We start from the raw sequence: 24,530 nt of genomic DNA on the forward strand, positions 1-24,530 counted from the left end.
GCGGTGAATCAGATCTTCGACTACCCCGACCTGTGGGCGCAGGCGTTGTGGGGAACGGTCGTGCTCTTCTTCGGCGGTGGCCTCATCGCCCTCGTGCTGGGCTTCATCGTCGCCGCGATGCGGGTTTCACCGGTTCCGATCGCGCGCGCCGTGGGGGCGGTCTATGTCAACTGGATCCGCAACACCCCGCTGACGCTGGTGTTGTTCTTCTTCGCCTTCTGCGTGCCCTTGCTCGTCGACGTGCCGCGCGGGAGCTTCCTGCAGCTGGCGGTCGTGGGTCTGGGCATCTACACGGCGACCTACGTCGCCGAGACGATCCGTTCCGGCATCAACACCGTTCCTGTCGGGCAGGCGGAAGCAGCGCGAGCGCTCGGCCTCGGGTTCGGCCAGGTCATGACGCTCATCGTCCTCCCTCAGGCGACTCGTTCCGTCATCCCCCCGATGATGAGCGTCTTCATCGCACTCCTGAAGAACACCACGGTCGCCGCAGGCTTCTCGGTGGTCAACCTGGGAAACATCCGCGCCACCATGAGTGAGAACGGCGAGAACCAGCTCGTCACGATCCTGCTGGTCATGGCGGTGTTCGTGGTTCTGGTCCTGGTGCTGGCAGCGCTGCAAAACGCGGCCGAGAAGAAGTGGAAGGTCGCCCGATGAGCTCCTCGGTCCTCTACGACGTCCCCGGTCCTCGGGCGCAGCTGCGCAACCGCATCCTGGGCGTCCTCACCCTCGCCGTCGTGGCGGCCATCATCGGCTTCGTCATCTGGCGGTTCATCGACACCGGGCAGTTCTCCGCCGCCAAGTGGAACGTCTTCACCTACACCGCCATCTGGGTTCGCTTCGGCGAAGCGACGCTCGCAACCCTCGCCGCATTCGCCGTCGCCGCCGTCGGAGCCCTGGTCCTCGGGTTCGTCCTCGCCATCGGACGTCTGTCGGATCATGCCTGGGTCCGGATGCCGGTGGGGTGGGTGGTCGAGATCCTCCGCGCCATCCCGGTCCTCATCTTCATGCTGCTGCTGTACTACGGTCTCCCGGTCATCGGCATCAAGATGTCGTCGTACTGGGCCGTCGTCATCGCTCTCATCGCGTACAACGGCTCCGTCCTTTCCGAGGTCATCCGCGCCGGCGTCGAAGCGCTGCCTCGCGGGCAGAGCGAGGCCGGTTACGCGGTCGGGCTGCGCAAGTCGGGAGTCCTGCGTCTGATCCTGCTCCCGCAGGCGATCCGCGCGATGCTGCCGGTCATCATCGCCCAGCTCGTCGTGACACTGAAGGACACCGCGCTCGGCTTCATCATCACGTACCCGGAGTTGCTGTACTTCGCGCGCCTGCTCGGGTCGAACGGCGAGTACGGGTCGCCGTTGATCCCCGCGGCGATGGTGGCCAGCGTCATCTACGTCGCCATGTGTCTTGCGCTGTCGTACACGGCGCACCGGGTCGAGATCGGTCTGCGTCGCTCCCCGAAGGGGGCCCGCGTGGCCGGTGCGCAACCTCCGGGGCAGACCGGCACCGACACCGAGCTGATCGCGGCGCAGCGAGGCGTCGGCAAGTTCGACTCCAACGGCGGTGGGGCCGGGTTCTGAGCCACTCTTCCGACGGGCGGGGGAGTGTCCCCGCCCGTCGGTAGACTCTCATCTCGTGTCCGACGCACCCGAGATCACCCCCGAGGCCGTCGCCGCCGCGGTCGATGAGGCTCTTGCCGCCATCGCCGCCGCCGCGACCACGGCCGAGCTGAAAGCCGCCCGTTCCGCGCACACCGGTGAGCTGTCCGCCCTCGCGCGGCTGAACGCCCAGATGCGCCACGTCGCTCCCGACCAGAAGGCCGCGGTCGGCAAGCTCGTCGGCCAGGCCCGCGGCCAGGTCAACCAGGCGCTCGCCGCCCGCGAGAGCGAGCTCGCCGAAGCCGAGACCGCCGCGCAGTTCGAGGCCGAGCGCATCGACGTCACGGCGCTCCCGCAGCGCGCCCGCGTCGGAGCACGGCATCCCATCTCGCTCCTGCAGGAGCAGGTCTCCGACATCTTCGTCGGCATGGGGTGGGAGATCGCCGAGGGCCCCGAACTCGAGCACGAGTGGTTCAACTTCGACGCGCTGAACTTCGACGTCGACCACCCCGCGCGGCAGATGCAGGACACCTTCTTCGTAGACCCGGTCGCTCGACACCTGGTGCTGCGCACGCACACGAGCCCCGTGCAGGTGCGCTCCATGCTCGAGCGCGACCTGCCGATCTACGTGCTGTGCCCGGGCCGTGTCTATCGCACCGACGAGTTCGACGCGACGCACCTGCCGGTGTTCACGCAGTTCGAGGGTCTCGTCGTCGACAAGGGCATCACCATGGCCCACCTCAAGGGCACGCTCGACCACGCCGCGCGCGTGCTGTTCGGACCCGAGGCCAAGACGCGCTTCCGCGCCAACTTCTTCCCGTTCACCGAGCCGAGTGCCGAGCTCGATCTGTGGCATCCCACCTTCAAGGGCGGGGCGCGCTGGATCGAGTGGGGCGGCTGCGGCATGGTGAACCCCAACGTCCTGCGAGCCGCCGGTATCGACCCCGAGGAGTACTCGGGCTTCGCGTTCGGCATGGGCATCGAGCGCACGCTCATGTTCCGCAGCGACGTGCAAGACATGCGCGACATGGCCGAGGGCGATGTGCGCTTCAGCGAGCAGTTCGGAATGGTGGTCTGATGCGCGTCCCCCTCTCTTGGTTGCGCGAGTACGTCGATGTGCCCGCCGACGCCTCGCCCGACGACGTGCTCGCGGCCCTGGTGTCGGTCGGCTTCGAAGAAGAAGACGTGCACCGCTTCGAGCTGTCCGGCCCCATCGTCGTCGGCGAGGTGCAGCAGTTCACCCCCGAGCCGCAGTCCAACGGCAAGACGATCCGCTGGTGCCAGGTCGACGTCGGCGCCGAGCACGGGGGAGTGCGCGGCATCGTCTGCGGTGCCGGCAACTTCTTCGCGGGCGACAAGGTCGTGGTGACCCTGCCCGGCTCCGTGCTGCCCGGGCCCTTCCCGATCGCGGCCCGCAAGACTTACGGCCACGTGTCCGACGGCATGATCGCCTCCGCGAAAGAGCTGGGTCTCGGGAGCGAGCACAGTGGCATCCTGCGTCTGGTCGACCTCGGGATCGATGCGCCGGTCGGAACGGATGCCATCGCGCTGCTGGGTCTCGACGACGTCGCCGTCGAGATCAACGTCACACCCGACCGCGGCTACGCGCTGTCGCTGCGCGGGGTGGCGCGCGAGTACTCGCACGCGACCGGCGCCGACTACCGCGACCCGGGTGCGGGCCACGACGACGCCGTGTCGCGCACGCCCGCGGGCTTCTCGATCACGGTCGACGACCAGGCTCCCATCCGCGGCCGCGACGGTGCCACCGAGTTCGTCGCGCGCATCGTCCGCGACGTGGACCCCTCGCGCCCGACCCCGCCGTGGATGATCACGCGCCTGTCGCTGGCCGGGATCCGCTCCCTCGGGGTGCTCATCGACATCACCAACTACGTGATGCTCGAGCTGGGTCAGCCGATCCACGGCTACGACCTCGACCGCCTGCAGGGCGGCATCACGGTGCGTCGTGCCGCGCAGGGCGAGAAGCTCGAGACGCTCGACGGCCAGGTGCGCTCGCTCGACGCCGAAGACCTGCTGATCACCGATGAGTCCGGCCCGATCGGTCTCGCCGGCGTCATGGGCGGCGGCCCCACCGAGATGAGCGACGCGACCCGCAACGTGCTCATCGAGGCGGCGACGTTCGACCAGGTCTCGATCGCGCGCACCGCGCGTCGGCACAAACTGCCGTCCGAGGCGTCCCGCCGCTTCGAGCGCGGTGTCGACCCGCTCGTGCCGTATGTCGCCGCCGAGCGCGTGGCGTCGCTGATGGTGGAGCTGGCCGGCGGCACGCTCGACACCGAACTGGGTGGCTCGCTCGGCTCGGCCTACCGCCGCGAGGCCATCACCCTTCCCGCCGGCTTCGTGTCGGGTCTGATCGGCGTCGACTACACCGACGACGAGACCGTGTCGGCGCTGCAGCTCATCGGCTGTACGGTCGAGCAGCGCGACGGCGGCTGGGGCGTGACCGCGCCGTCGTGGCGTCCCGACCTCACCGACAAGTGGACGCTCGCCGAAGAGGTCGCGCGCATCGAGGGTTACGACCGCATCCCCTCGGTGCTGCCCACGCCGCCGTCGGGTCGCGGCCTCACCGCCGCGCAGCAGGGGCGTCGCCGCGTGTCGAACGCTTTGGCCGCCGCGGGCTTCGTCGAGACGCCGTCGTTCCCGTTCACGACCGAGGAGCAGAACGCCCTGCACGGTTCGCCGTCGGGTGACAGGCTGCCGAGCGTCAAGCTCGCGAACCCCCTCGACGGTCTCGCGCCGTTCCTCCGTCGATCGCTCGTGCCGGCACTGCTGCAGGTGGCGCACCGCAACGTCTCGCGCGGCATCGTCGACCTCGCGCTGTTCGAGGTCGGAACCGTGTTCCTGCCCAAGCCCGGCGTGCAGTACGGCACCGCGTCGGTGCCGCCCCTGGCGGTGCGTCCGGATGCCGCGACCCTCACGGCCCTCGACGCCTCGATCCCGCCCCAGCGTCGGCACGTCGCCGTGCTGCTCACAGGACACACCGTGCCGAAGCAGCCCGGGCAGGCGGCCATCGCGGCCGACCTCGCGGATGCCGTCGACGCGGTGCGCGTGCTGGCCGCGGCCGCCGGTCTCGACATCGAGCTGGTGCAGGCGCAGCGCGCAGCCCTGCACCCGGGGCGCACCGCACGCGTGCTCGCCGCGGGGACCGACATCGGCTACGTCGGCGAACTGCTGCCCGCCGTCTCGGCCGACGCCGATCTGCCGGGCCGTGTGCTCGTGGCCGAGCTCGATCTCGACGCGATGCTCGATCTCGCCCAGGCGCGCGTGGTCGCGGCATCCCTCTCCGGCTACCCCGCGGCGACGCAGGACGTCTCGCTGACGCTGCCGGTCGAGGTGTCGGCGGGTGCCGTGCGGGCGGCGCTGCTCGAGGGCGGCGCTCCGCTGCTCGAGGGCGCTCGCCTGGTCGACGACTACCGCGGGCCGGGTGTCGCCGCGGGCGCGAAGAGTCTGACGTTCGCGCTGCGCTTCCGCGCCGACGACCGCACGCTGACCGCGGCCGAGGCCACCGAGGCGAAGCTCGCGGGCGTCGCCGTCGCCGCCGACCGTTTCGGCGCGGCGATCCGCGACTGAGAATCCGACGCCGAAGCGCCGCCGGCTTCCGCCCGGCGGCGCTTCGGCGTTCGCGCCGTCCGCGTCGATTTGCCCGCCCGCCCGCCAGGCGGCTAGCCTCGCCACATGTCGTCGAACACCGTGCGCACCGAGGAGCTCTTCGTGAGCACCGGTGGCGAGCGTCGACGTCGGGTCACGCGCCGACTCTCGGCGACCTCGTAAACCCGCCGACGGTCGGGCATGCGGGCGTCGCCGCCCCGGTTCACGCTGATTCAGCACAGTCCCGACTCCTAAGGTAGGAACATGACCCTCTCGGTCGCCGTCTCCGGCGCTTCCGGCTATGCGGGCGGCGAGATCCTGCGCCTGCTCGCCGCCCATCCCGATGTCGAGGTCCGCACGGTCACCGCGCACTCCAGCGCCGGCCAGCCCCTCGTCGCCCACCAACCGCACCTGCGCTCGCTCGCCCACCTCGAGCTGCGGGCGACCACGCCCGAGGTGCTCGCCGGGCACGACGTGGTCTTCCTCGCCCTCCCGCACGGGCAGTCGGCGCAGTACACCGCTGCCCTGGCCGACACCCCGCTGGTGATCGACGCGGGCGCCGACCACCGGCTCACCTCGCCCGACGACTGGGCGGCCTTCTACGGTGGGGAGCACCCCGAGCCGTGGGCATACGGCGTGCCCGAGCTCACGATCGACGGCGGCAAGCAGCGCGAGCACCTTCGCGGCGCCACGCGCATCGCAGCCCCGGGATGCAACGCCTCGACCGTCGCGCTGTCGCTCGCCCCGGGTGTCGCCGCCGGCGTGATCGACGCGGGCGACATCGTCTCGGTACTCGCCGTCGGCCCGAGCGGCGCAGGCAAGGCGGCGAAGACGAACCTCCTCGCGAGCGAGATCCTCGGCACGGCGAACCCGTATGCCGTCGGTGGCACACATCGCCACATCCCCGAGATCCGGCAGGCACTCGCCGCCGCGGGTGCCCCGGCCGATGGCATCCGCATCTCGTTCACCCCGGTGCTCGTGCCGATGGCGCGCGGCATCCTCGCCACCTCGACCGCCCCGATCGCCGGCGGCGCCTCGGATGCCGAGATCCGTGCTGCGTGGGAGGCCGCTTACGCCGACGAGCCGTTCGTCGAACTGCTTCCCTCGGGCACGTTCCCGCGCACGGCCGACGTGCTGGGGGCGAACATCGCCTCGCTCGGCCTCGCGATCGACCGGGCCGCGAACCGCGTGATCGTCGTCGCCGCGGTCGACAACCTCGTCAAGGGCACCGCCGGAGCCGCGGTGCAGTCCATGAACATCGCGCTGGGCCTCGCCGAGACCACCGCCCTGCCTGTGAACGGAGTCGCCCCGTGAGCGTGACCGCCCCCGCCGGATTCGAAGCGGCTGGAGTCGCCGTCGGCCTGAAGTCGACCGGTGCGCGTGACGTCGCCGTCGTCGTGAACCGCGGCCCGCTCAAGGTGGGCGCCGCCGTCTTCACCTCCAACCGCGCGAAGGCGAACCCGATCCTGTGGTCGGAGCAGGTCGTGAAAGACGGTGTCGTCGAGGCCGTGGTGCTCAACTCCGGCGGCGCGAACTGCTTCACCGGATCGTTCGGCTTCCAGACCACGCACCAGACCGCCGAGCGCGCCGCCGAGCTGCTCGGCGTCGGTGCGGGCGATGTCGTCGTGTGCTCGACGGGGCTCATCGGCACAGGTGACGAGGTGTTCCGCGCCAAGGTGCTCGACGGCGTACAGCAGGGGGTCGCCGCTCTGTCCGCCGCGGGCGGAGAAGACGCGTCGCTGGCGATCATGACGACCGACTCGAAGCCCAAGCGCGCGGTGCACGTCGGCGACGGCTGGACGATCGGCGGCATGGCCAAGGGCGCGGGCATGCTCGCGCCGGGCCTGGCGACGATGCTCGTCGTCATCACGACCGACGTGGTTCTCGACGCGGCCGAAGCGGATGCCGCGCTGCGCGCCGCCACGCGCGTGAGCTTCGACCGGCTGGACTCCGACGGCTGCATGTCGACCAACGACCAGGTCACGCTGATGGCGAGCGGGGCCAGTGGCATCCATCTGCCGGCCGACGAGTTCGCCGCCGCCCTCACCGCCGTGTGCGACGACCTCGCCGCCCAGCTGCAGGGCGATGCCGAGGGCGCGAGCCACGACATCACCATCCGGGTCGTCAACGCCGGGAGCGAAGACGACGCCGTCGCGGTGGGTCGCTCGATCGCCCGCAACAACCTCTTCAAGGCCGCCATCTTCGGCAACGACCCGAACTGGGGGCGCGTGCTGGCGGCCATCGGCACGACCGACGCGGCGTTCGACCCCTACGACGTCGACGTCTGGATGAACGGCGTGCGCGTGTGCACCGCCGGCGGCCCCGACCGCCCCCGCGAAGACGTCGACCTCACTCCTCGCGCCACCGACCTCGTCGTCGACCTGCGCGTCGGATCGGCCGCGGCCACGATCCGCACCAACGACCTCACGCACGATTACGTCCACGAGAACAGCGCCTACTCCTCATGACACACGTCGACCTCCAAGACACCGATCCCGCCGAGGCGAGCGATCGGGCCATCACGCTCGTCGAGTCGCTGCCGTGGGTGCGCAAGTACCGCGACCAGGTCGTGGTGGTGAAGTACGGCGGCAACGCCATGGTCAGCGATGAGCTGCAGGACGCGTTCGCCGCCGACATCGCCTACCTGCGCTACGTGGGCGTCAAGCCCGTCGTGGTGCACGGCGGCGGGCCGCAGATCTCGTCGATGCTCAACCGGCTTGAGATCCCCAGCGAGTTCCGCGGCGGTTACCGGGTGACCTCGACCGAGGCGATCGGCGTCGTGCGCATGGTGCTCACCGGCCAGATCAACCCGCAGCTCGTGGCCAAGGTCAACGCGCACGGACCGCTGGCCACGGGCCTGAGCGGCGAGGACGCCGGACTGTTCGGCGGGCGCCGTCGCGGCGTCGTCGTCGACGGGGTCGAGCACGACCTCGGCCGTGTCGGCGATGTCGTCACCGTCGACCCGCAGCCGGTGCTCGACCACCTCGCCGCGGGACGCGTGCCGATCGTCTCGAGCATCGCTCCCGACCTCGACCACCCCGGCACCTCGTTGAACGTGAACGCGGATGCCGCCGCCGCAGCGCTGGCCGTGGCGCTCAACGCCAAGAAGCTCGTCGTGCTGACCGACGTGCCCGGGCTGTACGCCGACTGGCCGAACCGCGACTCGCTCGTGTCGCACCTCACCTCCACGGAACTGCGCGGCATGCTCCCGAAGCTGGAGTCGGGGATGATCCCGAAGATGCAGGCCTGCCTCGACGCGGTCGAGGGGGGCGTGCCGACGGCCGCCATCATCGATGGACGTGTACCGCACTCGGTGCTCGTCGAACTGTTCACCAGCAAGGGAATCGGAACGGAGGTGGTCGCGTGAACGCGGACACGACTCAGGAACCCACGACGACGCGCGCCCCGTGGCAGGAGGATGCCGGTCGCGACCTCGTGCGCAGCTTCGGCGACCGCATGGCGCTGTTCGTGCGCGGCGAAGGTGCGTACGTCTGGGACGGCGACGACAAGAAGTACCTCGACTTCCTCGCCGGCATCGCCGTGAACGCGCTCGGGCACGCCCACCCTGTCTTCGTCGAGGCGCTGACCGCGCAGGCGTCGACGCTGTCGCACGTGTCGAACTACTTCGCCACCCCGCCGCAGCTCGCCATGGCCGCACGCCTCAAGCGTCTCGCGGGCACGGGGGAGTCGGGCCGGGTCTACTTCGGCAACTCCGGCGCCGAGGCCAACGAGGCGGCGTTCAAGCTGGCGCGCCTGCACGGGCGCGGCACCGACCGCACCCGGGTGCTGACGCTGAAGGGCGGCTTCCACGGCCGCACGATGGGCTCGCTCGCCCTCACCGGCAAGCCCGCGCTCCAGGCCGACTTCCTGCCCATGGTCCCGGGTGTCGAGCACATCGACGCCACGATCGAGGCGCTCGAAGCCGCGATGGACGAGCGCGTCGCCGCGCTCCTCGTCGAGCCCATCCAGGGCGAGGCCGGCGTCGTCGAGCTGCCCGAGGGCTACCTCCAGGCCGCGCGTGAGCTCACCGAGCGCCACGGCGCGCTGCTGATCGTCGACGAGATCCAGACCGGCGCGGGCCGCACCGGCGCCTGGTTCGGGTTCCAGCACGCCGGCATCACGCCCGACGCGATCACCGTGGCCAAGGGCATCGGCGGCGGCTTCCCGATCGGCGCGCTCATCACCTTCGGCGCCGCGAGCGACCTGTTCTTCCCGGGGACCCACGGATCGACCTTCGGCGGCAACGCCCTGGGCACCGCCGTCGGCGGCGCCGTGCTGGCCGAGATCGAGTCGGCCGGGCTCGTCGACAACGCCGCCCGCCGCGAGACGCAGCTGCGCGACGGGATCGCGGCGCTTGGTTCGCCGCTGGTCGCGGGCGTCCGCGGTCGGGGTCTGCTGCTCGGCATCGGCCTGACCAGCCCGGTGGCGAAGGCCGTCGTGGCCGCCGCTCAAGAGCACGGTCTGATCGTCAACGCCGCGAACGACGACACCATCCGCATCGCCCCGCCCCTGACGATCGGGGATGCCGAGGTGGCCGACTTCCTCGAGCTCTTCGGCGCCGCGCTCGCCACCGTCTCCGATGCCCTGATCCTCGAAGGAGCCCCCGCGTGACCCGCCACCTGCTGCGCGACGACGACCTGACCCCGGCCGAGCAGGCCGAGATCCTCGACCTCGCGATCGAGCTGAAGAAGGACCGCTGGGCGCAGAAGCCGCTCGCCGGCCCGCAGACCGTCGCGGTGATCTTCGACAAGTCGTCCACCCGCACGCGCGTCTCGTTCGCCGTCGGCATCGCCGACCTGGGTGGGTCGCCCCTGATCATCTCGACCGCCAACAGCCAGCTCGGCGGCAAGGAGACACCCTCCGACACCGCGCGGGTGCTCGAGCGCCAGGTGGCCGCGATCGTCTGGCGCACCTACGCGCAGGCGGGCCTCGAAGAGATGGCGCGCGGCACCCGCGTGCCGGTCGTCAACGCGCTCAGCGACGACTTCCACCCCTGCCAGCTGCTCGCCGACCTGCTCACGATCCGCGAGCACAAGGGCGAGCTGAAGGGGCTGACGCTGTCGTTCTTCGGAGACGGGCAGAGCAACATGGCCCACTCCTACGTGCTCGCCGGCGTCACCGCGGGGATGCACGTGCGCGTCGCCGCCCCCGCCGACTACGCGCCGCGGTCCGACGTGATCGCGGATGCCGAGCGCATCGCCGCCTCGACCGGCGGATCGATCACCCTGACCGACGACCCCGAGGCCGCGGCATCCGGGGCCGACGTCGTGGTCACCGACACGTGGGTGTCGATGGGCAAAGAAGAGGAGAAGATCGCGCGCATCCGCGACCTGGGCGGATTCAAGGTCACCACCGACCTCATGACCCGGGCCGCCTCCGACGCGATCTTCATCCACTGCCTGCCCGCCGACCGCGGCTACGAGGTCGACGCCGAGGTGATCGACGGACCGCAGAGCGTCGTGTGGGACGAGGCCGAGAACCGACTTCACGCCCAGAAGGCGCTGCTGGTGTGGCTGCTGCGTCAGCAGTGACCTCCTCGCCGATCGGTCGGGCCTGGGCGCGTTTCGACGGCCCGGGCCGACTGGTCGGCATCGATCTCGCGCGCGGCCTCGCCGTGCTCGGGATGCTGGCCGCGCACCTGCTCGACACCGATCGCCGGCTCACCATCGACCCCGATACCTGGGTCACGCTGGTGAACGGCCGATCGTCGATCCTGTTCGCCACTCTCGCGGGCGTCTCGATCGCCCTGGTGACGGGGGGACCCCGGCCGCTCCCGCCGGAACGCCGCCCCCGCGCGGCCGCGCGCCTGGCGCTGCGCGGGGCGCTGCTGTGGGTCATCGGGATGCTGCTGATCGCGACGGGGGTGCCGGTCTACGTCATCCTCCCCGCGTACGCGCTGCTGTTCGTGCTGGCGCTGCCCTTCCTGGGGATGCGGCCGCGAGGGCTTTTCGCGACGGCCGGCGCGCTGGCGCTTGTGATGCCGTGGATCCAGCCGGTGCTCGACGCCGCCCCCCTGTGGTCCGGGCGAGCGGGCGCGGAGATCGGCGCGGCGCTCGGCTGGCATTACCCCTTCACCGTGTGGATCGCGTATCTGCTGGCGGGGATGGGCCTCGGACGGCTCGACCTGCGGCGGTTGGAAGTGCAGGGCGCTCTCGTCATGGCGGGCGGGGCGCTCATGCTGTTCGGCTACGGCGCGGCCCTCTTCACGGCCCCGGCATCTGTCGGGAACCGATATCTCGCGGCCGTCCTGACGGCGGAGGATCACTCGCAGGGGCTGTGGGAGGTCGTCGGGTCGGGCGGTTTCGCCCTCGTGGTGATCGGCGTGTGCCTGCTGGTGTGCCGCACCCCGCTGCGGTGGCCGGCCGTTCCCCTGCGGGCCGTGGGGTCGATGCCGCTGACGGCGTACGTGCTGCAGCTGGTGGTGTGGGCGATCGTCGCGCTCGTCCTGCTCGGCGACACGGGCGACCTCTTCGGCATCCGGGAGGCGGGGCTGTTCGTTCCCCTCACCGTGGGCCTCGTCATCGGCTGCACGGTCTGGGCGCTCACCCTCGGGCGCGGCCCGCTCGAGTGGGTGATCGACACGGTGGTGCGTCTCGTCGTCGGGCGGGACCGGGATGCCGATACCTCCGCCACGGTCTCCGGCGGTGTCGGCGGCCCTCGGTAGGCTGGGGGCATGAGTCACGAGAGCGGTCAGACGACGAACGAGGGTGCTCTGTGGGGCGCCCGTTTCTCGGGCGGACCGTCTCCCGAACTGGCGGCGCTGAGCCGCTCCACCCATTTCGACTGGGATCTCGCGCTCTATGACATCGCCGGGTCGCACGCGCACGCCGCCGCCCTCGAGGCCGCCGGCTATCTGACGGCCGACGAAGCGCAGACCATGCACGACGGCCTCGACGAGCTCGCCGCGCGCGTGCGCGACGGATCCCTCGTCGCCGCCCCCGGCGACGAAGACGTGCACGGCGCTCTCGAGCGGGTGCTCATCGAGACCGTGGGCCCCGCCGTCGGCGGCAAGCTCCGCGCCGGCCGCAGCCGCAACGACCAGATCGCCACCCTCGTGCGGCTCTACCTGCTCGACCACGCCCGCACCATCACCCGCGAGGTGCTGCGCCTCGTCGACGCCCTCGTGGCCCAGGCCGAGGCGCACGAGGGCGCCATCATGCCCGGGCGCACCCACCTGCAGCACGCGCAGCCGGTGCTTCTCGCTCATCACCTGCAGGCCTACGGCTGGGCGTTCACGCGCGGCATCGAGCGCTTGCGCGACTGGTCGGCGCGCGCCTCGGTCTCGCCCTACGGCGGCGGTGCCCTGGCCGGAGCCACCCTCGGGCTCGACCCGCAGCTCGTGGCCGACGAGCTGGGGCTCGCGCGTCCCGCCGAGAACTCCCTCGACGGCACCGCCTCGCGCGACGTGGTCGCCGAGTTCGCCTTCATCACCGCGATGATCGGCGTCGATCTTTCGCGTCTGTCCGAAGACGTCATCCTGTGGAACACGCGCGAGTTCGGCTTCGTCACCCTCGACGACGCGTACTCGACCGGGTCGAGCATCATGCCGCAGAAGAAGAACCCCGACATCGCCGAGCTCGCGCGCGGCAAGGCGGGCCGCCTCATCGGCAACCTGTCGGGCCTGCTCGCCACCCTCAAGGGCCTGCCGCTGGCCTATAACCGCGACCTGCAAGAAGACAAAGAGCCCGTCTTCGACTCCGTGCGCACGCTCGAGCTCGTGCTTCCGGCCTTCTCGGGCATGATCGCCACGCTCCGCTTCCACACCGAGCGCATGGCAGAGCTCGCCCCCCAGGGGTTCTCGCTGGCCACCGACGTAGCCGAATGGCTCGTGCGGCAGGGAGTCGCCTTCCGCGACGCCCACGAGATCTCGGGCGCCCTGGTGCGGGCGTGCGAGGAGCGCGAGATCGGCCTCGAAGACGCCGACGACGCGCTGCTGGCATCGGTGTCGCCGTCGCTCACCCCGGCCGTGCGCGAGGTGCTCACCATCGAGGGGTCGGTCGCCAGCCGCACCGGTGCGGGCGGCACGGCCCCGGAGCGTGTGCGCGAGCAGCGGGAAGAGCTCGTCGCGCGCGCGCAAGCGGCCGCTCGTACGCTCGTCTCGTAGATATCAGTTATTCGCTTATCAAACTGAGAAAATAAGCGATAAACTTATCTCATGACCGTCGCAGTGATCGCTGACATCGTCGCATCTCGACGGCTCGACGATCGCGCCGCTGCCCAGCGGCAGATCGCGCGAGTCATCGAGCACGTCGAGACCGACCTGCCGGCGGCGCGCCAGCCCCTCACCCCGACGGTCGGTGACGAACTGCAGGGGCAGTACGACCGCCTCGACGACGCGCTCGCCTCGCTGCTGCTGGTGCGACTCGCCCTGCCCGACGACATCGACTGCCGCTTCGGGGTGGGGGTGGGCGACGTGCGCCCGATCGTGCTCGACGACCGCACGGTGCCCGAGGGGCCCGCGTGGTGGGCGGCACGCCAGGCGGTCGAGACCGTCGAGCGGATGCAGCAGCGCGCCGCGCCGTTCGCGCGCACCTGGATCACCGCCGCCGAGGGGGAGGATGCCGCCATGGTCGATACCGTCACCGTGGCCAATGCCTACGCTCTCGCGCGTGATCAGCTCGTGTCGGCGATGAGCGAGCGCACGCGGCGTCTGACCGCCGGGCGGTGCCTCGGGCGTTCGCAGCGCGATCTCGCGGAGGGTGAGGGCATCAGCCAGTCGGCGGTGTCGCAGGCGCTCGCGTCGGCCGGCTCCGCGGCGATCGTCGAAGGTTTCGCCGTCCTGACGCGGGGGGCGCGCGCGTGATCGCCGCGGGACTGCTGCTGCTCGCCGTGGGCGCGGTCGATCTGCTGCGCCAGATGATCCGCGCGCGACGTGCGATCGCGTTCACCGTCGCGGCGGTGCTGCTCGTCGTCGTCGCGGCGGGTCTCGACGCCGTCGTCGCCGGCGTGCTCGCCGTCGCCGTCGCTGCGATCTGGACGTGGGTGATCCCCGAGCAGGGCCCCGCCCGCGCCGGGCTCTGGCCGGTCGCGCTGCTGGCGCTCGCCGCCGCGGCGTGCGTCGTGGTCGCTCCCGGTCGGGCGCGCCCCGGCATCCTGGGCGAGCTGTGGGCGTCGTATCGACCGGGCGAGGCCGTGTCGGCCGATGTGGTGGTGCTCGTTATCGGGTGCCTGGTGTTCCTGCTCGAGTCCGGCAACGCCGTGGTGCGCATCGCGCTGCGCTCGGAGATGGGCACGCGCGAGAATCCCGACGAGACCGTCGCGCCGACGCTGAAGGGCGGCCGGCTCATCGGACCGCTCGAGCGCATCCTCGTCTTCGCGCTCACGCTGGCGGGCGCCTACACCCTCATCGCGGCGGTGCTGGCGGCCAAGGGCATCGTGCGCTTCCCCGAGATCTCGCGCGACGGAGACGGCGGCGACCGCGCGGAGTACTTCCTCATCGGCAGCCTCGTGAGCTGGGTCGCCGCCCTCGCCGCGGCGTTCCTGGTCTCGTGGGGCATCGCCCCGGGCTGACGCGGCACGCTCGGATCTGCGGCACGGGTCGCGCCACCGTGGCGGCCGGGTGGACGGCATCCGGAGCCCGAAACCCGCGCTGATACCCTCGTCTGGTGTCTGCACCGATCGACGCGGCGCCCGTGAGCGCCCTCCAGCCCGCCAACGACCCGACTTTCGACAACGTCTGGGACGAGCTGGCCTATCGCGGACTCATCCACGTCTCGACCGACGAGGGTGAGCTGCGAGAGCTGCTTGCGGGCGACCCGGTCGTGTTCTACTGCGGCTTCGACCCGACCGCACCGAGTCTGCACCTGGGGAACCTCGTGCAGCTGCTGACCATGCGCCGCCTGCAGCTCGCCGGACACCGTCCCCTCGGTCTCGTCGGTGGTTCGACGGGTCTCGTCGGAGACCCTCGCCCCACCGCCGAGCGCACGCTGAACACGCGTGAGACGGTCGCCGAGTGGGTGGCGCGCCTGCGCGCGCAGGTGGAGCGCTTCCTGAGCTTCGAGGGCGAGAACGCCGCCCGCATGGTCAACAACCTCGACTGGACGGCGCCACTCAGCGCCATCGACTTCCTGCGCGAGATCGGCAAGCATTTCCGCGTCGGCACGATGCTGAAGAAAGACGCGGTCAGCGCGCGTCTGAATTCCGAGGCCGGCATCAGCTACACCGAGTTCAGCTACCAGATCCTGCAGGGCATGGACTACCTCGAGCTGTACCGCCAGTACGGCTGCGTGCTGCAGACCGGCGGAAGCGACCAGTGGGGCAACCTCACCAGCGGCACCGAGCTCGTGCGCAAGGTCGAGGGGGTGTCGGTCCACGCCATCGGCACGCCGCTGATCACCAACAGTGACGGCACCAAGTTCGGCAAAAGCGAGGGCAATGCCATCTGGCTGGATGCCGAGATGTGCAGCCCGTGGGTGATGTACCAGTTCTGGCTCAACACCGACGACCGCGACGTGGTCGAGCGCCTGAAGGTGTTCACCTTCCTCACGCGCGCCGAGATCGAGGAGTACGCGAGCCTGGTCGAGACCGAGCCGTTCCGCCGCGCCGCGCAGAAGCGCCTGGCCCGCGAGGTCGTCACGACCGTGCACGGGGTCGAGGCGACGGAGGCAGTGATCGCGGCGACCGAGGCGCTCTTCGGTCAGGGCGATGTGACGGCTCTGGATGCCACGGTGCTGCGCACCGCGCTCGAGGAACTGCCGCACGCGACGGTCGGCGCGGGCAGCACGGTGCTCGAGGCGCTCACCGCGACGGGCCTGTCGTCGAGCCTGAGCGACGCGCGCCGCGCGGTCGCCCAGGGCGGCGTCACGCTCGACGGGGCGAAGGTGACCAGCGACGACCAGGTCGTCGAGGGGACTCTTCCGGGCGGGGTGTCGGTGCTGCGACGCGGCAAGAAGACGCTCGCGGGGCTGTTCCTCAGCTGACATGCCGTTCACCGTCAGCCACGCGGTCGTCGCGCTGCCGTTCGTGCGCACGCCGCTGGTGCCGGCGGCGATCGCGATCGGGGCGATGACCCCCGATCTGCCGCTGTTCCTGCGCGGGATCGTGCCCGGCTACGCCGTGACGCACGATCTCGCGTGGCTGCCCGTGACGGTGATCATGGCGTTCGTTCTGCTGCTCGTGTGGCGGTGCGTCCTACGCTCCGCGACGCGGGAGCTGGTACCGCGGCGCATCGCCGAGCGACTGCCCGGCGAGTGGGATGCCGGAGCCCTCGCGGCCGCACGCGAGACGCTGAGCGGGGGAGTCGTCGGCATCCTGTGGCTCGTGCTCTCGCTCGCCTTCGGCGTGGTCACGCACGTCGCCTGGGACTTCTTCACCCATGAGGGTCGGGCGGGTGACGCGCTGTTCCCCGCGCTCGAGCAGCAGTGGGGTCCGCTGCTGGGCGTGAAATGGCTGCAGTACGGCTCGGGCGTGCTCGGGCTCGCGGGGCTCGGGCTCTTCGGGCTGTGGTGGCTCTCGCGCCGCTCGGCGGCGCCCGTGCGTCGGGTGGTTCCGGATGCCGTGCGGTGGGCGTGGTGGCTCTCGCTTCCGGTCGCGTTGGTCGCGGCGACCCTCGTCGCGCTGGCCGTCGAGGGCGGCTTCGACGCGGACTACACGCCGACGCACCTCGTCTACGGCGTGCTGGTGAAGGTCGCGGCCGTGTGGGGTGTGGCGACGCTCGCGCTGGCGCTGCTCGTGCAGGCGCTGAGGAATCGGCGCGAGGTCGAAGTTTCGCGCGCGGCCGGTTGAGGACTGCCGGCGTGTGCACAAAGTCAGTGATGCGCGCGAAGGAAGTCAATCGCGACGGTTCGGGGCTGAGGTTGTGCGCATCGCGGAGATTGTGAGCGCGGGGGTCGCGCGTCGCGGTCGTCTAGGCGGGCTCGGGGGCGGTCACTCCGGCGGGCTCATGCAGCGGCGGGTTCGAGTGCAAAGTCAGTGATTCGCGCGAAGTGAGTCCGTCGCGACGGTTCGGGGCTGAGGTTGTGCGCATCGCGGAGGTTGTGAGCGCGGGGGTCGCGGTCCCTTCGACAGGCTCAGGGACCTGGGGCGGCCCGCGGGGAACCGCACCCGCCCGCGGGTCACGCCGGGCGGCGGAGCGGGCGGCGGCTAGACTCGACGACGTTATGACGAAGGCGGGAGACTCGGTGTCGGCGAGCACGAAGGGCACGAAGAAGGGCGCAGACGAGGTCATCCTCGGCCCCACCGGACGCCCCTACCAGGGGTTCCCCACCCCGAAACCGCTCGATGGTCACGGCCCCGCCCGCATCATCGCGTTGTGCAATCAGAAGGGCGGCGTCGGCAAGACGACGACGACCATCAACCTCGCGGCCTCCCTCGCCGGCTACGGTCGCCGGGTGCTGGCGATCGACTTCGACCCGCAGGGGGCGCTGTCGGCGGGTCTCGGCATCCAGACGCACGACGCCGCCACGATCTACGACCTGCTGCTCGACACCAAGCGCGACCCGCACGAGGTGATCGTGCACACGCGTGTCGAGGGTCTCGACGTCATCCCGGCCAACATCGACCTCTCGGCCGCCGAGGTGCACCTGGTCAACGAGGTGGCGCGCGAGACGATCCTGGCGCGGGTGCTGCGCAAGGTCGCGGCCGACTACGACGTCATCCTCATCGACTGCCAGCCCTCGCTCGGCCTTCTCACCGTGAACGCGCTGACCGCGGCGCACGGCGTGCTGATCCCTCTCGAGTGCGAGTTCTTCGCCCTGCGCGGCGTCGCCCTGCTGGTCGAGACGATCGATAAGGTGCGCGATCGCCTCAACCCGGCGATCGAGCTCGACGGTGTGCTCGCCACGATGTACGACCCCCGCACGCTGCACTCGCGCGAGGTGCTCGAGCGCGTGGTCGAGGCGTTCGGCGACGACGTGCTCGAGACGGTCATCGGTCGCACGGTGAAGTTCCCGGATGCCTCGGTCTCGGGCATGCCGATCACGGAGTTCGCGCCCGAGCACGCCGCCGCCCAGGCCTACCTGCGGTTGGCGCGGGAGCTGGTCGCGCGTGGCGCCGTCGCCTGACGACACTTCCGCCGGCGACGCCGGTCCCGGTGGCTTCGACGGGCTCAGCCACCTCTCGAGCGGCGCGGCCCTCGCGATGGAAACCCCGACGTCCGGTGGCTTCGACGGGCTCAGCCACCTCTCGAGCGGCGCGGCCCTCGCGACCGAGGCATCGACCCCCGCGGCCGAGGTCCCTGAGCCTGTCGAAGGGACCGGAACCGACTCCCCGGGCTTCCGCGTCACGCTTCCCGTCTTCGACGGACCGTTCGACCTGCTGCTCACGCTCATCTCGCGCGCCGAGCTCGACATCACCGAGGTCGCGCTCAGCCGCGTCACCGACGAGTTCATCGCCTACCTGCGCGCGATGGGCCCCGAGGGCGACCTCGACGAGGCGAGCGAGTTCCTCGTCGTCGCCGCGACCCTTCTCGACATGAAGATCGCGGGGCTCCTCCCGCAGGGCGAGCTCGTGGATGCCGAGTCCGTGGCGCTCCTCGAAGCGCGCGACCTGCTGTTCGCCCGTCTGCTGCAGTACCGCGCGTTCAAAGAGGTGTCGGCGTGGTTCGCGCGCTGCCTGCAGCGCGAAGACAGACGCCATACCCGCAACGTCCGGCTCGACGAGAAGTACCGCAGCGCCGTGCCGCAGCTCAGGTGGACGCTCAGCGCCGACGACTTCGCCGCCCTCGCCGTGGTGGCGATGGCACCGAAGCAGGTCCCGACCGTCGGGCTCGACCACTTGCACGCCCCGCTCGTCAGCATCCGCGAGCAGGCCGCGATCGTCGTGACGCTGCTGCGCTCGGCCGGAACGCTGAACTTCCGCGACCTCGTCGCCGGTGTCACCGAGACCGGTGTCGTCGTCGCCCGGTTCCTGTCGATCCTCGAGCTGTACCGCCACGCCGCGCTGTCGTTCGAGCAACTCGAACCGCTGGGGGAGCTGACCCTGCGCTGGACCGCCGAGCGGTGGTCGGAAGAGAACCTCGCCGCCCTGGGAGCCGACTATGACCGCTGAACCCGTGACCCCGCCCGACACCGCGCCCGCCGACGCCGCGCCCGCCGACGCCGAGACCGCCGATGCCTCCCGCTCCGCCGCTGACGCCCCCGCCACCGCGGCGGCCCCGATCGCTGCGCCGCGCCCGAGCGATGCGGCATCCGTCGCCCGTCGCCTCGAGGCGATCCTGCTCGTCGTCGACGAGCCGCAGAGCCTCGTGAGCCTCGCCGCCGCCGTCGGCGCGCCCGTGCCGGCGGTGCGGCACGCGGTCGAGGCGCTCGTGGCCGACTACGACGGCGAGACCGGGGGACCGGTCCGCGGCTTCGAGCTGCGCGAGGTCGGCGGCGGCTGGCGGCTGTACGTGCGCGAGGAGCACGACGACGTCGTGTCGGAGTTCGTGAACACGCAGGCGCCCTCGCGTCTGTCGCAGGCGGCGCTGGAGACCCTGGCCGTCATCGCGTACAAGCAGCCCGTGACGCGCGGGCAGGTGGCATCCATCCGCGCGGTGAACGTCGACTCGGTCGTGAGGACACTGCTGGCCCGAGGTCTCATCACCGAGGTCTTCACCGATCCCGACACGGGCGCGATCCACTACGGCACCACCGACCAGCTGCTGGTGCACCTGGGCATCAACTCGCTCGACGAGCTGCCCCACATCTCGCCGTTGCTCGACGACGGCGCCGACGGATTCGACGGAGAGGTTCTGAAATGAACGATGACGCTTCGACAGGCTCAGCGACCGGGGGCACGGGCGCGGCGAGCGACGACGGCATCCGCCTGCAGAAGGTCCTGGCCAACGCGGGGGTGGCCTCGCGCCGTGTCGCCGAGCAGATGATCGTCGAGGGGCGCGTGCGCGTCAACGGCGAGACGGTGACCGAGCTCGGCCGCCGCATCCACCCCGAGACCGACCTCGTCGACGTCGACGGCACCGCGATCCAGCTCGACGGGTCGAAGCGCTACGTCATCCTGAACAAGCCCACCGGTGTGGTCAGTTCGATGAACGACGACCGTGGGCGCCGCGACCTGCGCGAGTGGGCCGACCAGTGGGACGAGCGGCTCTACAACGTCGGACGACTGGATGCCGACACGTCGGGCCTGCTCGTGCTGACCAACGACGGCGCCCTCGCGCACGTGCTCGCCCATCCCTCGTTTGGGGTGACGAAGGTGTACATCGCCAAGGTCGACGGACAGGTGCTGCCCCAGACGATCCAGCGCCTCATCAAGGGCGTCGAGCTCGAAGACGGGCGGATCGCGGCCGACAAGGCGCGGCTGCTCGACTCCTCGCGCGGCGAGAGTCTGGTCGAGCTGACGCTGCACTCGGGCAAGAACCGCATCGTGCGTCGCATGATGGCAGAGGTGGGCCACCCCGTGATCGAGCTGGTGCGTCGTCAGTTCGGGCCGCTTCACCTGGGAACTCTCCCGGTGGGTCAGGCGCGCGAGTTGACTAAAGTGGAACGCGGTGCCCTGCTCACGCTGTCCCGTCGGGACGGTGACGCTCCCTCGGAGTGAGCCCGGTGGGCGTCTCGCGGTGCGTCTGGCACCGCTCAGGGCAGCAGGAGACCCGATGACCGAACCGAACGGAACGTCCGCGCGCGCGGCCGGGCCTTTGGCGACCCGCACCAGCGGCACGGTCCGCGTCGTCGGTTCGGGGCTCCTCGGCGCGAGCATCGGCCACGCCCTGACCGCCCGCGGAGTCGACGTCGTGCTCGTCGACGCGTCGCCCGCCCAGCTGCGTCTGGCGATCGACTACGGGGCCGGCCGCGCCGAGCGCCCCGACGACCAGCCGTCGCTCATCGTGGTCGCCACGCCTCCCGACGTGATCGCCGACGTCGTACAGCGCGAGCTGGAGGCGTTTCCGGATGCCGTCGTGACCGATGTGGCGAGCGTGAAGCTCGAGCCGCTGCGCACGCTGCGCGAGCGCGGCGTCGACCTGACGCACTACATCGGCTCGCACCCGATGGCCGGTCGTGAGCGCGGGGGTGCGATCTCGGCCCGCGCCGACATCTTCATCGGTCGCCCGTGGGTGGTGTGCCGGGATGCCGAGACCTCCGCGCACGACCTCTCGCTCGTTGAGGGACTCGCTCTCGACCTCGGCGCGACCCTGATCGAAATGACGCCCGAGGAGCACGACGAGTCCGTCGCGCTCATGTCGCACGTGCCGCAGCTGGTCGCGAGCCTGCTCGCCGGCCGGTTCGTCGAGGCACCCGACGGGTCGCTGCGGCTCGCGGGCCAGGGCGTGCGCGACACGACGCGCATCGCGGCATCCGCTCCCGAGCTGTGGGTGCAGATCCTCGGCGCGAATGCGGCACCCGTCGTCGCGGTGCTCGATCAGCTCGCCGCCGACCTGACCGACGTCGCCGAGGCGTTGCGCGACCCCGACGTGCCGGGCGCGCGCCGCGCGGTCGCCGACACCATCCGTCGCGGCAACGAGGGCGTGGAGCGCCTGCCCGGCAAGCACGGCCAGAACCGCCGTTTCGACACCTTCGTCGTCATGGTCGACGACACCTCCGGCCAGCTGGGTCGCCTCTTCGGCGAGCTCGGCGACCTCGACGTCAACGTCGAAGACCTGCGCCTCGAGCACTCGCCCGGCGCCCCGTTCGGCCTCGCCGAGATCAGCGTCGTGCCCGACGCTTTCCGGCGTGCCGTCGACGGGCTCCAGCAGCGCGGATGGCGGATTGCGAGCACCACCCATGACTGAACCCACTCCGTCGTCGACCACGGCGCCCGCGGACACCGCCGCGCCGATCGTCGTCGCGATCGACGGACCCGCCGGCAGCGGCAAGTCGAGCGTGTCGAAGGCCGCGGCCGTGCGGCTCGGCTACGGCTTCCTCGACACCGGTGCGGCCTACCGCGCGCTCGCCTGGCACGCCCTCGCGCACGGCGCCGACACCTCCGACGCCTCGGCCGTGCTCGATGTGTTCGGCGACTTCGACTACGCCATCTCGCTCGACACCGACGACCGCTGGGTGCGCGTCGGCGAGACCGACGTCACGACCGCGATCCGCGAGCCGCGCGTGACCGACGCGGTGAGCGGCGTGGCCCGGGTCGCCCCGGTGCGCAAGGCCGTGAACGAGCTGTTCCGCCGGCTCGTGGCATCCTCGGGTCTCCCGGGGGTGGTGGTCGAAGGCCGCGACATCACCACCGTCGTCTACCCCGATGCGCCCGTGCGCATTCTGCTGACCGCGGCTCCCGAGGTGCGGGCCGCGCGACGCAGCAAAGAACTCACGAACCAGGATGCCGCCGCGGTCGCGGCTGCCCTGCACCGGCGCGACGCCGCCGATTCCACGGTCGTCGACTTCCTCACCGCCGCCCCCGGCGTCGAGGTCGTCGACTCGACCCACCTCGATTTCGAACAGACCGTCGACGCCGTGCTGAGCGTCGTCGAGACCACGATGGGAGCCCGCGATGGGCGTTGAAGACGAGTACGAAGGCGGGCCCGACCAGCTCGCCGAGAAGATGGAGAACCTCGACGAGGTGCTCGCCGAGCAGCGGGCCGAGGCCCTGCGTGCGGGCCTCGAGGACTTCGACCTCGACGAGGACGACGCGGCGCTGCTCGCCGGTCTCGCCTCGGGCGAGGGCGCGATCGAGTTCCTGCCGGCGCTGCCCGTGGTCGCGATCGTCGGGCGCCCGAACGTCGGCAAGTCGGCGCTGGTGAACCGCATCCTCGGCCGCCGCGAGGCCGTCGTCGAGGACACCCCGGGTGTCACCCGCGACCGCGTCACGTACAAGGCCGAGTGGCTCGACCGCCGCTTCTCGCTGGTCGACACCGGCGGGTGGGAGCCCGACGCGAAGGGCATCGACCGCTCGGTCGCAGCCCAGGCCGAGGTCGCGATCGACCTCGCCGACGTTGTGCTTTTCGTGGTGGATGCCACGGTGGGCGCGACCTCGACCGACGAGCACGTCGTGAAGCTGCTGCGTAAGAGCAGGAAGCCCGTCTTCCTGATCGCCAACAAGGTCGACGACGCGCGCCAGGAGCCCGAGGCCACGGCCCTGTGGAACCTCGGCCTCGGCGAACCGCACCCGGTGTCGGCGATCCACGGCCGCGGTGTCGCCGACCTGCTCGACGAACTGATGAAGGTGCTGCCCGAGGTCTCGGCAGTGGCGAAGTACGAGATCGGCGGGCCGCGTCGCGTCGCGATCCTCGGCCGGCCGAACGTCGGCAAGTCGTCGCTGCTGAACAAGGCCGCCGGTGAGGAGCGCGTCGTCGTCAACGAGCTCGCGGGCACCACCCGTGACCCCGTCGACGAGGTCGTCGAGCTCGGCGGCAAGCTCTGGACGCTGGTCGACACCGCCGGCATCCGTCGTCGCGTGCACCTGTCGCAGGGTGCCGACTTCTACGCGTCGCTGCGCACCTCGACGGCGCTGGAGAAGAGCGAGGTCGCGGTCGTCGTGCTCGACGTGTCGCAGCCGATCAGCGTGCAAGACCTGAACATCATCGACCTCGTGCTCGAGTCGGGTCGCGCGCTCGTGCTGGCGTTCAACAAGTGGGACCGCCTCAACGACGACGACATGGAGAACCAGGACCGTCGCCGCTACCTCGAGCGCGAGATCGAGCAAGACCTCGCGCACGTCGCCTGGGCGCCGCGCGTGAACATCTCGGCCCGCACGGGCCGCCACCTCGACAAGCTCGTGCCCGCGCTCGAACAGGCGCTGGAGTCGTGGGACACCCGCATCCCGACCGGCAAGTTCAACGCCTTCCTGTCGGAGCTCGTCGCCGAGCACCCGCACCCGCTGCGCGGCGGCAAGCAGCCCCGCATCCTGTTCGGCACGCAGGCGGCGACGCGTCCGCCGACATTCGTGCTGTTCACGACCGGGTTCCTCGACCCGGGCTACCGCCGGTTCATCCAGCGACGCCTGCGCGAGATCTACGGCTTCGAGGGCTCGCCGATCGTGCTGAACATGCGCATCCGCGAGAAGCGCCAGCGCTGATCGCGCGTCGCGAGCGCCCCGGTCCCCGCGTGGGAGCCGGGGCGTTCGCGCGTCGGGGACCGGTACCCGCGCTGCATCTATCGTTGGCCGGCGCGGAGGTCCCTGAGCCTGTCGAAGGGACCGGCGCCCTCCTCTGTGTCATCGGTTGAGGTCAGGTCCCTGAGCCTGTCGAAGGGACCGGTACCCGCACTTGATCTCTCATTGGCCGGAGCGGAGGTCCCTGAGCTCGTCGAAGGGACCGGTGTCGTCCGTCCCGGTGGCATCGACGGGCTCACCTACCTGTGCGGCGGTGTCGTGGACGGCCCCTCCCTCGTCGACGAGAGAACACGTGTCGCGCGATGGGCGCCCCGCGGGCGTCCGCAAGCGCGGGCGTTCTGCCGCGTAGCCCCGGTACTCTTCCTCGACGGTGCCGTCGTGGCATCCGGAATCCGCAGG

The 24,530-nt window shown here is 71.0% G+C and carries 22 protein-coding genes; all 22 read left to right on the top strand.

All coding sequences use genetic code 11. The features are described 5' to 3' along the window. The first annotated feature begins 3 nt into the window (after positions 1-3). The 22 genes from AS029_RS09350 (at position 4) to der (ending at position 24,095) form a co-directional block, all read left to right on the top strand. Complete coding sequence (locus AS029_RS09350) at positions 4-654, top strand: amino acid ABC transporter permease (RefSeq protein WP_058232315.1); 651 nt, start codon at positions 4-6, stop codon at positions 652-654. Next, positions 651-1,577, top strand: a complete 927-nt coding sequence (locus tag AS029_RS09355) for an amino acid ABC transporter permease (RefSeq protein ID WP_058232316.1) — start codon at positions 651-653, stop codon at positions 1,575-1,577. Before AS029_RS09350 ends, AS029_RS09355 begins: the two co-directional genes overlap by 4 nt. A 55-nt stretch (positions 1,578-1,632) precedes the next feature. After that, on the top strand, positions 1,633-2,673 hold the full coding sequence (gene pheS, locus AS029_RS09360) for a phenylalanine--tRNA ligase subunit alpha (RefSeq protein ID WP_058232317.1): 1,041 nt from the start codon (positions 1,633-1,635) through the stop codon (positions 2,671-2,673). Next, on the top strand, positions 2,673-5,183 hold the full coding sequence (pheT, locus tag AS029_RS09365) for a phenylalanine--tRNA ligase subunit beta (RefSeq protein ID WP_058232318.1): 2,511 nt from the start codon (positions 2,673-2,675) through the stop codon (positions 5,181-5,183). Before pheS ends, pheT begins: the two co-directional genes overlap by 1 nt. Before the next feature lie 282 nt (positions 5,184-5,465). Continuing rightward, positions 5,466-6,515: an N-acetyl-gamma-glutamyl-phosphate reductase gene (gene argC / locus AS029_RS09370; RefSeq protein ID WP_058232319.1), complete on the top strand. Its 1,050-nt coding sequence runs from the start codon at positions 5,466-5,468 to the stop codon at positions 6,513-6,515. Next, complete coding sequence (argJ, locus tag AS029_RS09375; protein WP_058232320.1) at positions 6,512-7,669, top strand: bifunctional glutamate N-acetyltransferase/amino-acid acetyltransferase ArgJ; 1,158 nt, start codon at positions 6,512-6,514, stop codon at positions 7,667-7,669. Before argC ends, argJ begins: the two co-directional genes overlap by 4 nt. Beyond that, positions 7,666-8,568, top strand: coding sequence for an acetylglutamate kinase (argB, locus tag AS029_RS09380; RefSeq protein WP_058232321.1), 903 nt, complete (start codon positions 7,666-7,668; stop codon positions 8,566-8,568). The genes argJ and argB overlap by 4 nt, the downstream gene beginning before the upstream one ends. Next, positions 8,565-9,812 carry an acetylornithine transaminase gene (locus AS029_RS09385; protein WP_074615900.1) on the top strand — a complete coding sequence of 416 codons (1,248 nt, stop codon included), beginning with the start codon at positions 8,565-8,567 and terminating at the stop codon, positions 9,810-9,812. The genes argB and AS029_RS09385 overlap by 4 nt, the downstream gene beginning before the upstream one ends. Continuing rightward, on the top strand, positions 9,809-10,732 hold the full coding sequence (gene argF / locus AS029_RS09390) for an ornithine carbamoyltransferase (RefSeq protein WP_058232322.1): 924 nt from the start codon (positions 9,809-9,811) through the stop codon (positions 10,730-10,732). The genes AS029_RS09385 and argF overlap by 4 nt, the downstream gene beginning before the upstream one ends. Then, positions 10,711-11,865: a heparan-alpha-glucosaminide N-acetyltransferase domain-containing protein gene (locus AS029_RS09395; RefSeq protein ID WP_082642243.1), complete on the top strand. Its 1,155-nt coding sequence runs from the start codon at positions 10,711-10,713 to the stop codon at positions 11,863-11,865. The genes argF and AS029_RS09395 overlap by 22 nt, the downstream gene beginning before the upstream one ends. 9 nt (positions 11,866-11,874) lie before the next feature. Beyond that, entirely contained in the window at positions 11,875-13,305 is a 1,431-nt protein-coding gene (gene argH / locus AS029_RS09400; RefSeq protein WP_058232323.1) for an argininosuccinate lyase, read from the top strand. A 51-nt stretch (positions 13,306-13,356) separates the two neighbouring features. Then, the gene (locus AS029_RS09405; RefSeq protein WP_058232324.1) at positions 13,357-14,004 is read left to right on the top strand and encodes a SatD family protein; all 648 of its coding nucleotides are present in this window, start codon (positions 13,357-13,359) and stop codon (positions 14,002-14,004) included. After that, positions 14,001-14,711, top strand: coding sequence for a hypothetical protein (locus tag AS029_RS09410; RefSeq protein ID WP_058232325.1), 711 nt, complete (start codon positions 14,001-14,003; stop codon positions 14,709-14,711). Before AS029_RS09405 ends, AS029_RS09410 begins: the two co-directional genes overlap by 4 nt. Positions 14,712-14,806: 95 nt before the next feature. Then, positions 14,807-16,120 carry a tyrosine--tRNA ligase gene (gene tyrS, locus AS029_RS09415; protein WP_058232326.1) on the top strand — a complete coding sequence of 438 codons (1,314 nt, stop codon included), beginning with the start codon at positions 14,807-14,809 and terminating at the stop codon, positions 16,118-16,120. Between the two features lies 1 nt (position 16,121). Continuing rightward, positions 16,122-16,925, top strand: a complete 804-nt coding sequence (locus AS029_RS09420; protein WP_058232327.1) for a DUF4184 family protein — start codon at positions 16,122-16,124, stop codon at positions 16,923-16,925. A gap of 374 nt (positions 16,926-17,299) precedes the next feature. Further along, positions 17,300-18,202, top strand: a complete 903-nt coding sequence (locus AS029_RS09425; RefSeq protein WP_058232328.1) for a ParA family protein — start codon at positions 17,300-17,302, stop codon at positions 18,200-18,202. Next, positions 18,186-19,187, top strand: a complete 1,002-nt coding sequence (locus tag AS029_RS09430) for a segregation and condensation protein A (protein WP_058232329.1) — start codon at positions 18,186-18,188, stop codon at positions 19,185-19,187. Before AS029_RS09425 ends, AS029_RS09430 begins: the two co-directional genes overlap by 17 nt. Next, positions 19,177-19,878, top strand: coding sequence for an SMC-Scp complex subunit ScpB (scpB, locus tag AS029_RS09435; RefSeq protein ID WP_228375917.1), 702 nt, complete (start codon positions 19,177-19,179; stop codon positions 19,876-19,878). The genes AS029_RS09430 and scpB overlap by 11 nt, the downstream gene beginning before the upstream one ends. Then, positions 19,875-20,675: a pseudouridine synthase gene (locus AS029_RS09440; protein ID WP_058232330.1), complete on the top strand. Its 801-nt coding sequence runs from the start codon at positions 19,875-19,877 to the stop codon at positions 20,673-20,675. Before scpB ends, AS029_RS09440 begins: the two co-directional genes overlap by 4 nt. Positions 20,676-20,730: 55 nt before the next feature. After that, a complete protein-coding gene (locus tag AS029_RS09445) occupies positions 20,731-21,864 on the top strand; it encodes a prephenate dehydrogenase (protein WP_058232331.1) in 1,134 nt (377 codons plus the stop codon). Then, on the top strand, positions 21,857-22,582 hold the full coding sequence (gene cmk, locus AS029_RS09450; RefSeq protein ID WP_058232332.1) for a (d)CMP kinase: 726 nt from the start codon (positions 21,857-21,859) through the stop codon (positions 22,580-22,582). The genes AS029_RS09445 and cmk overlap by 8 nt, the downstream gene beginning before the upstream one ends. Beyond that, positions 22,572-24,095, top strand: a complete 1,524-nt coding sequence (der, locus tag AS029_RS09455; protein ID WP_058232333.1) for a ribosome biogenesis GTPase Der — start codon at positions 22,572-22,574, stop codon at positions 24,093-24,095. Before cmk ends, der begins: the two co-directional genes overlap by 11 nt. Positions 24,096-24,530 lie beyond the last annotated feature (435 nt).

The organism is Microbacterium enclense (assembly GCF_001456955.1).
In the GTDB taxonomy this organism is placed as follows: domain Bacteria; phylum Actinomycetota; class Actinomycetes; order Actinomycetales; family Microbacteriaceae; genus Microbacterium; species Microbacterium enclense.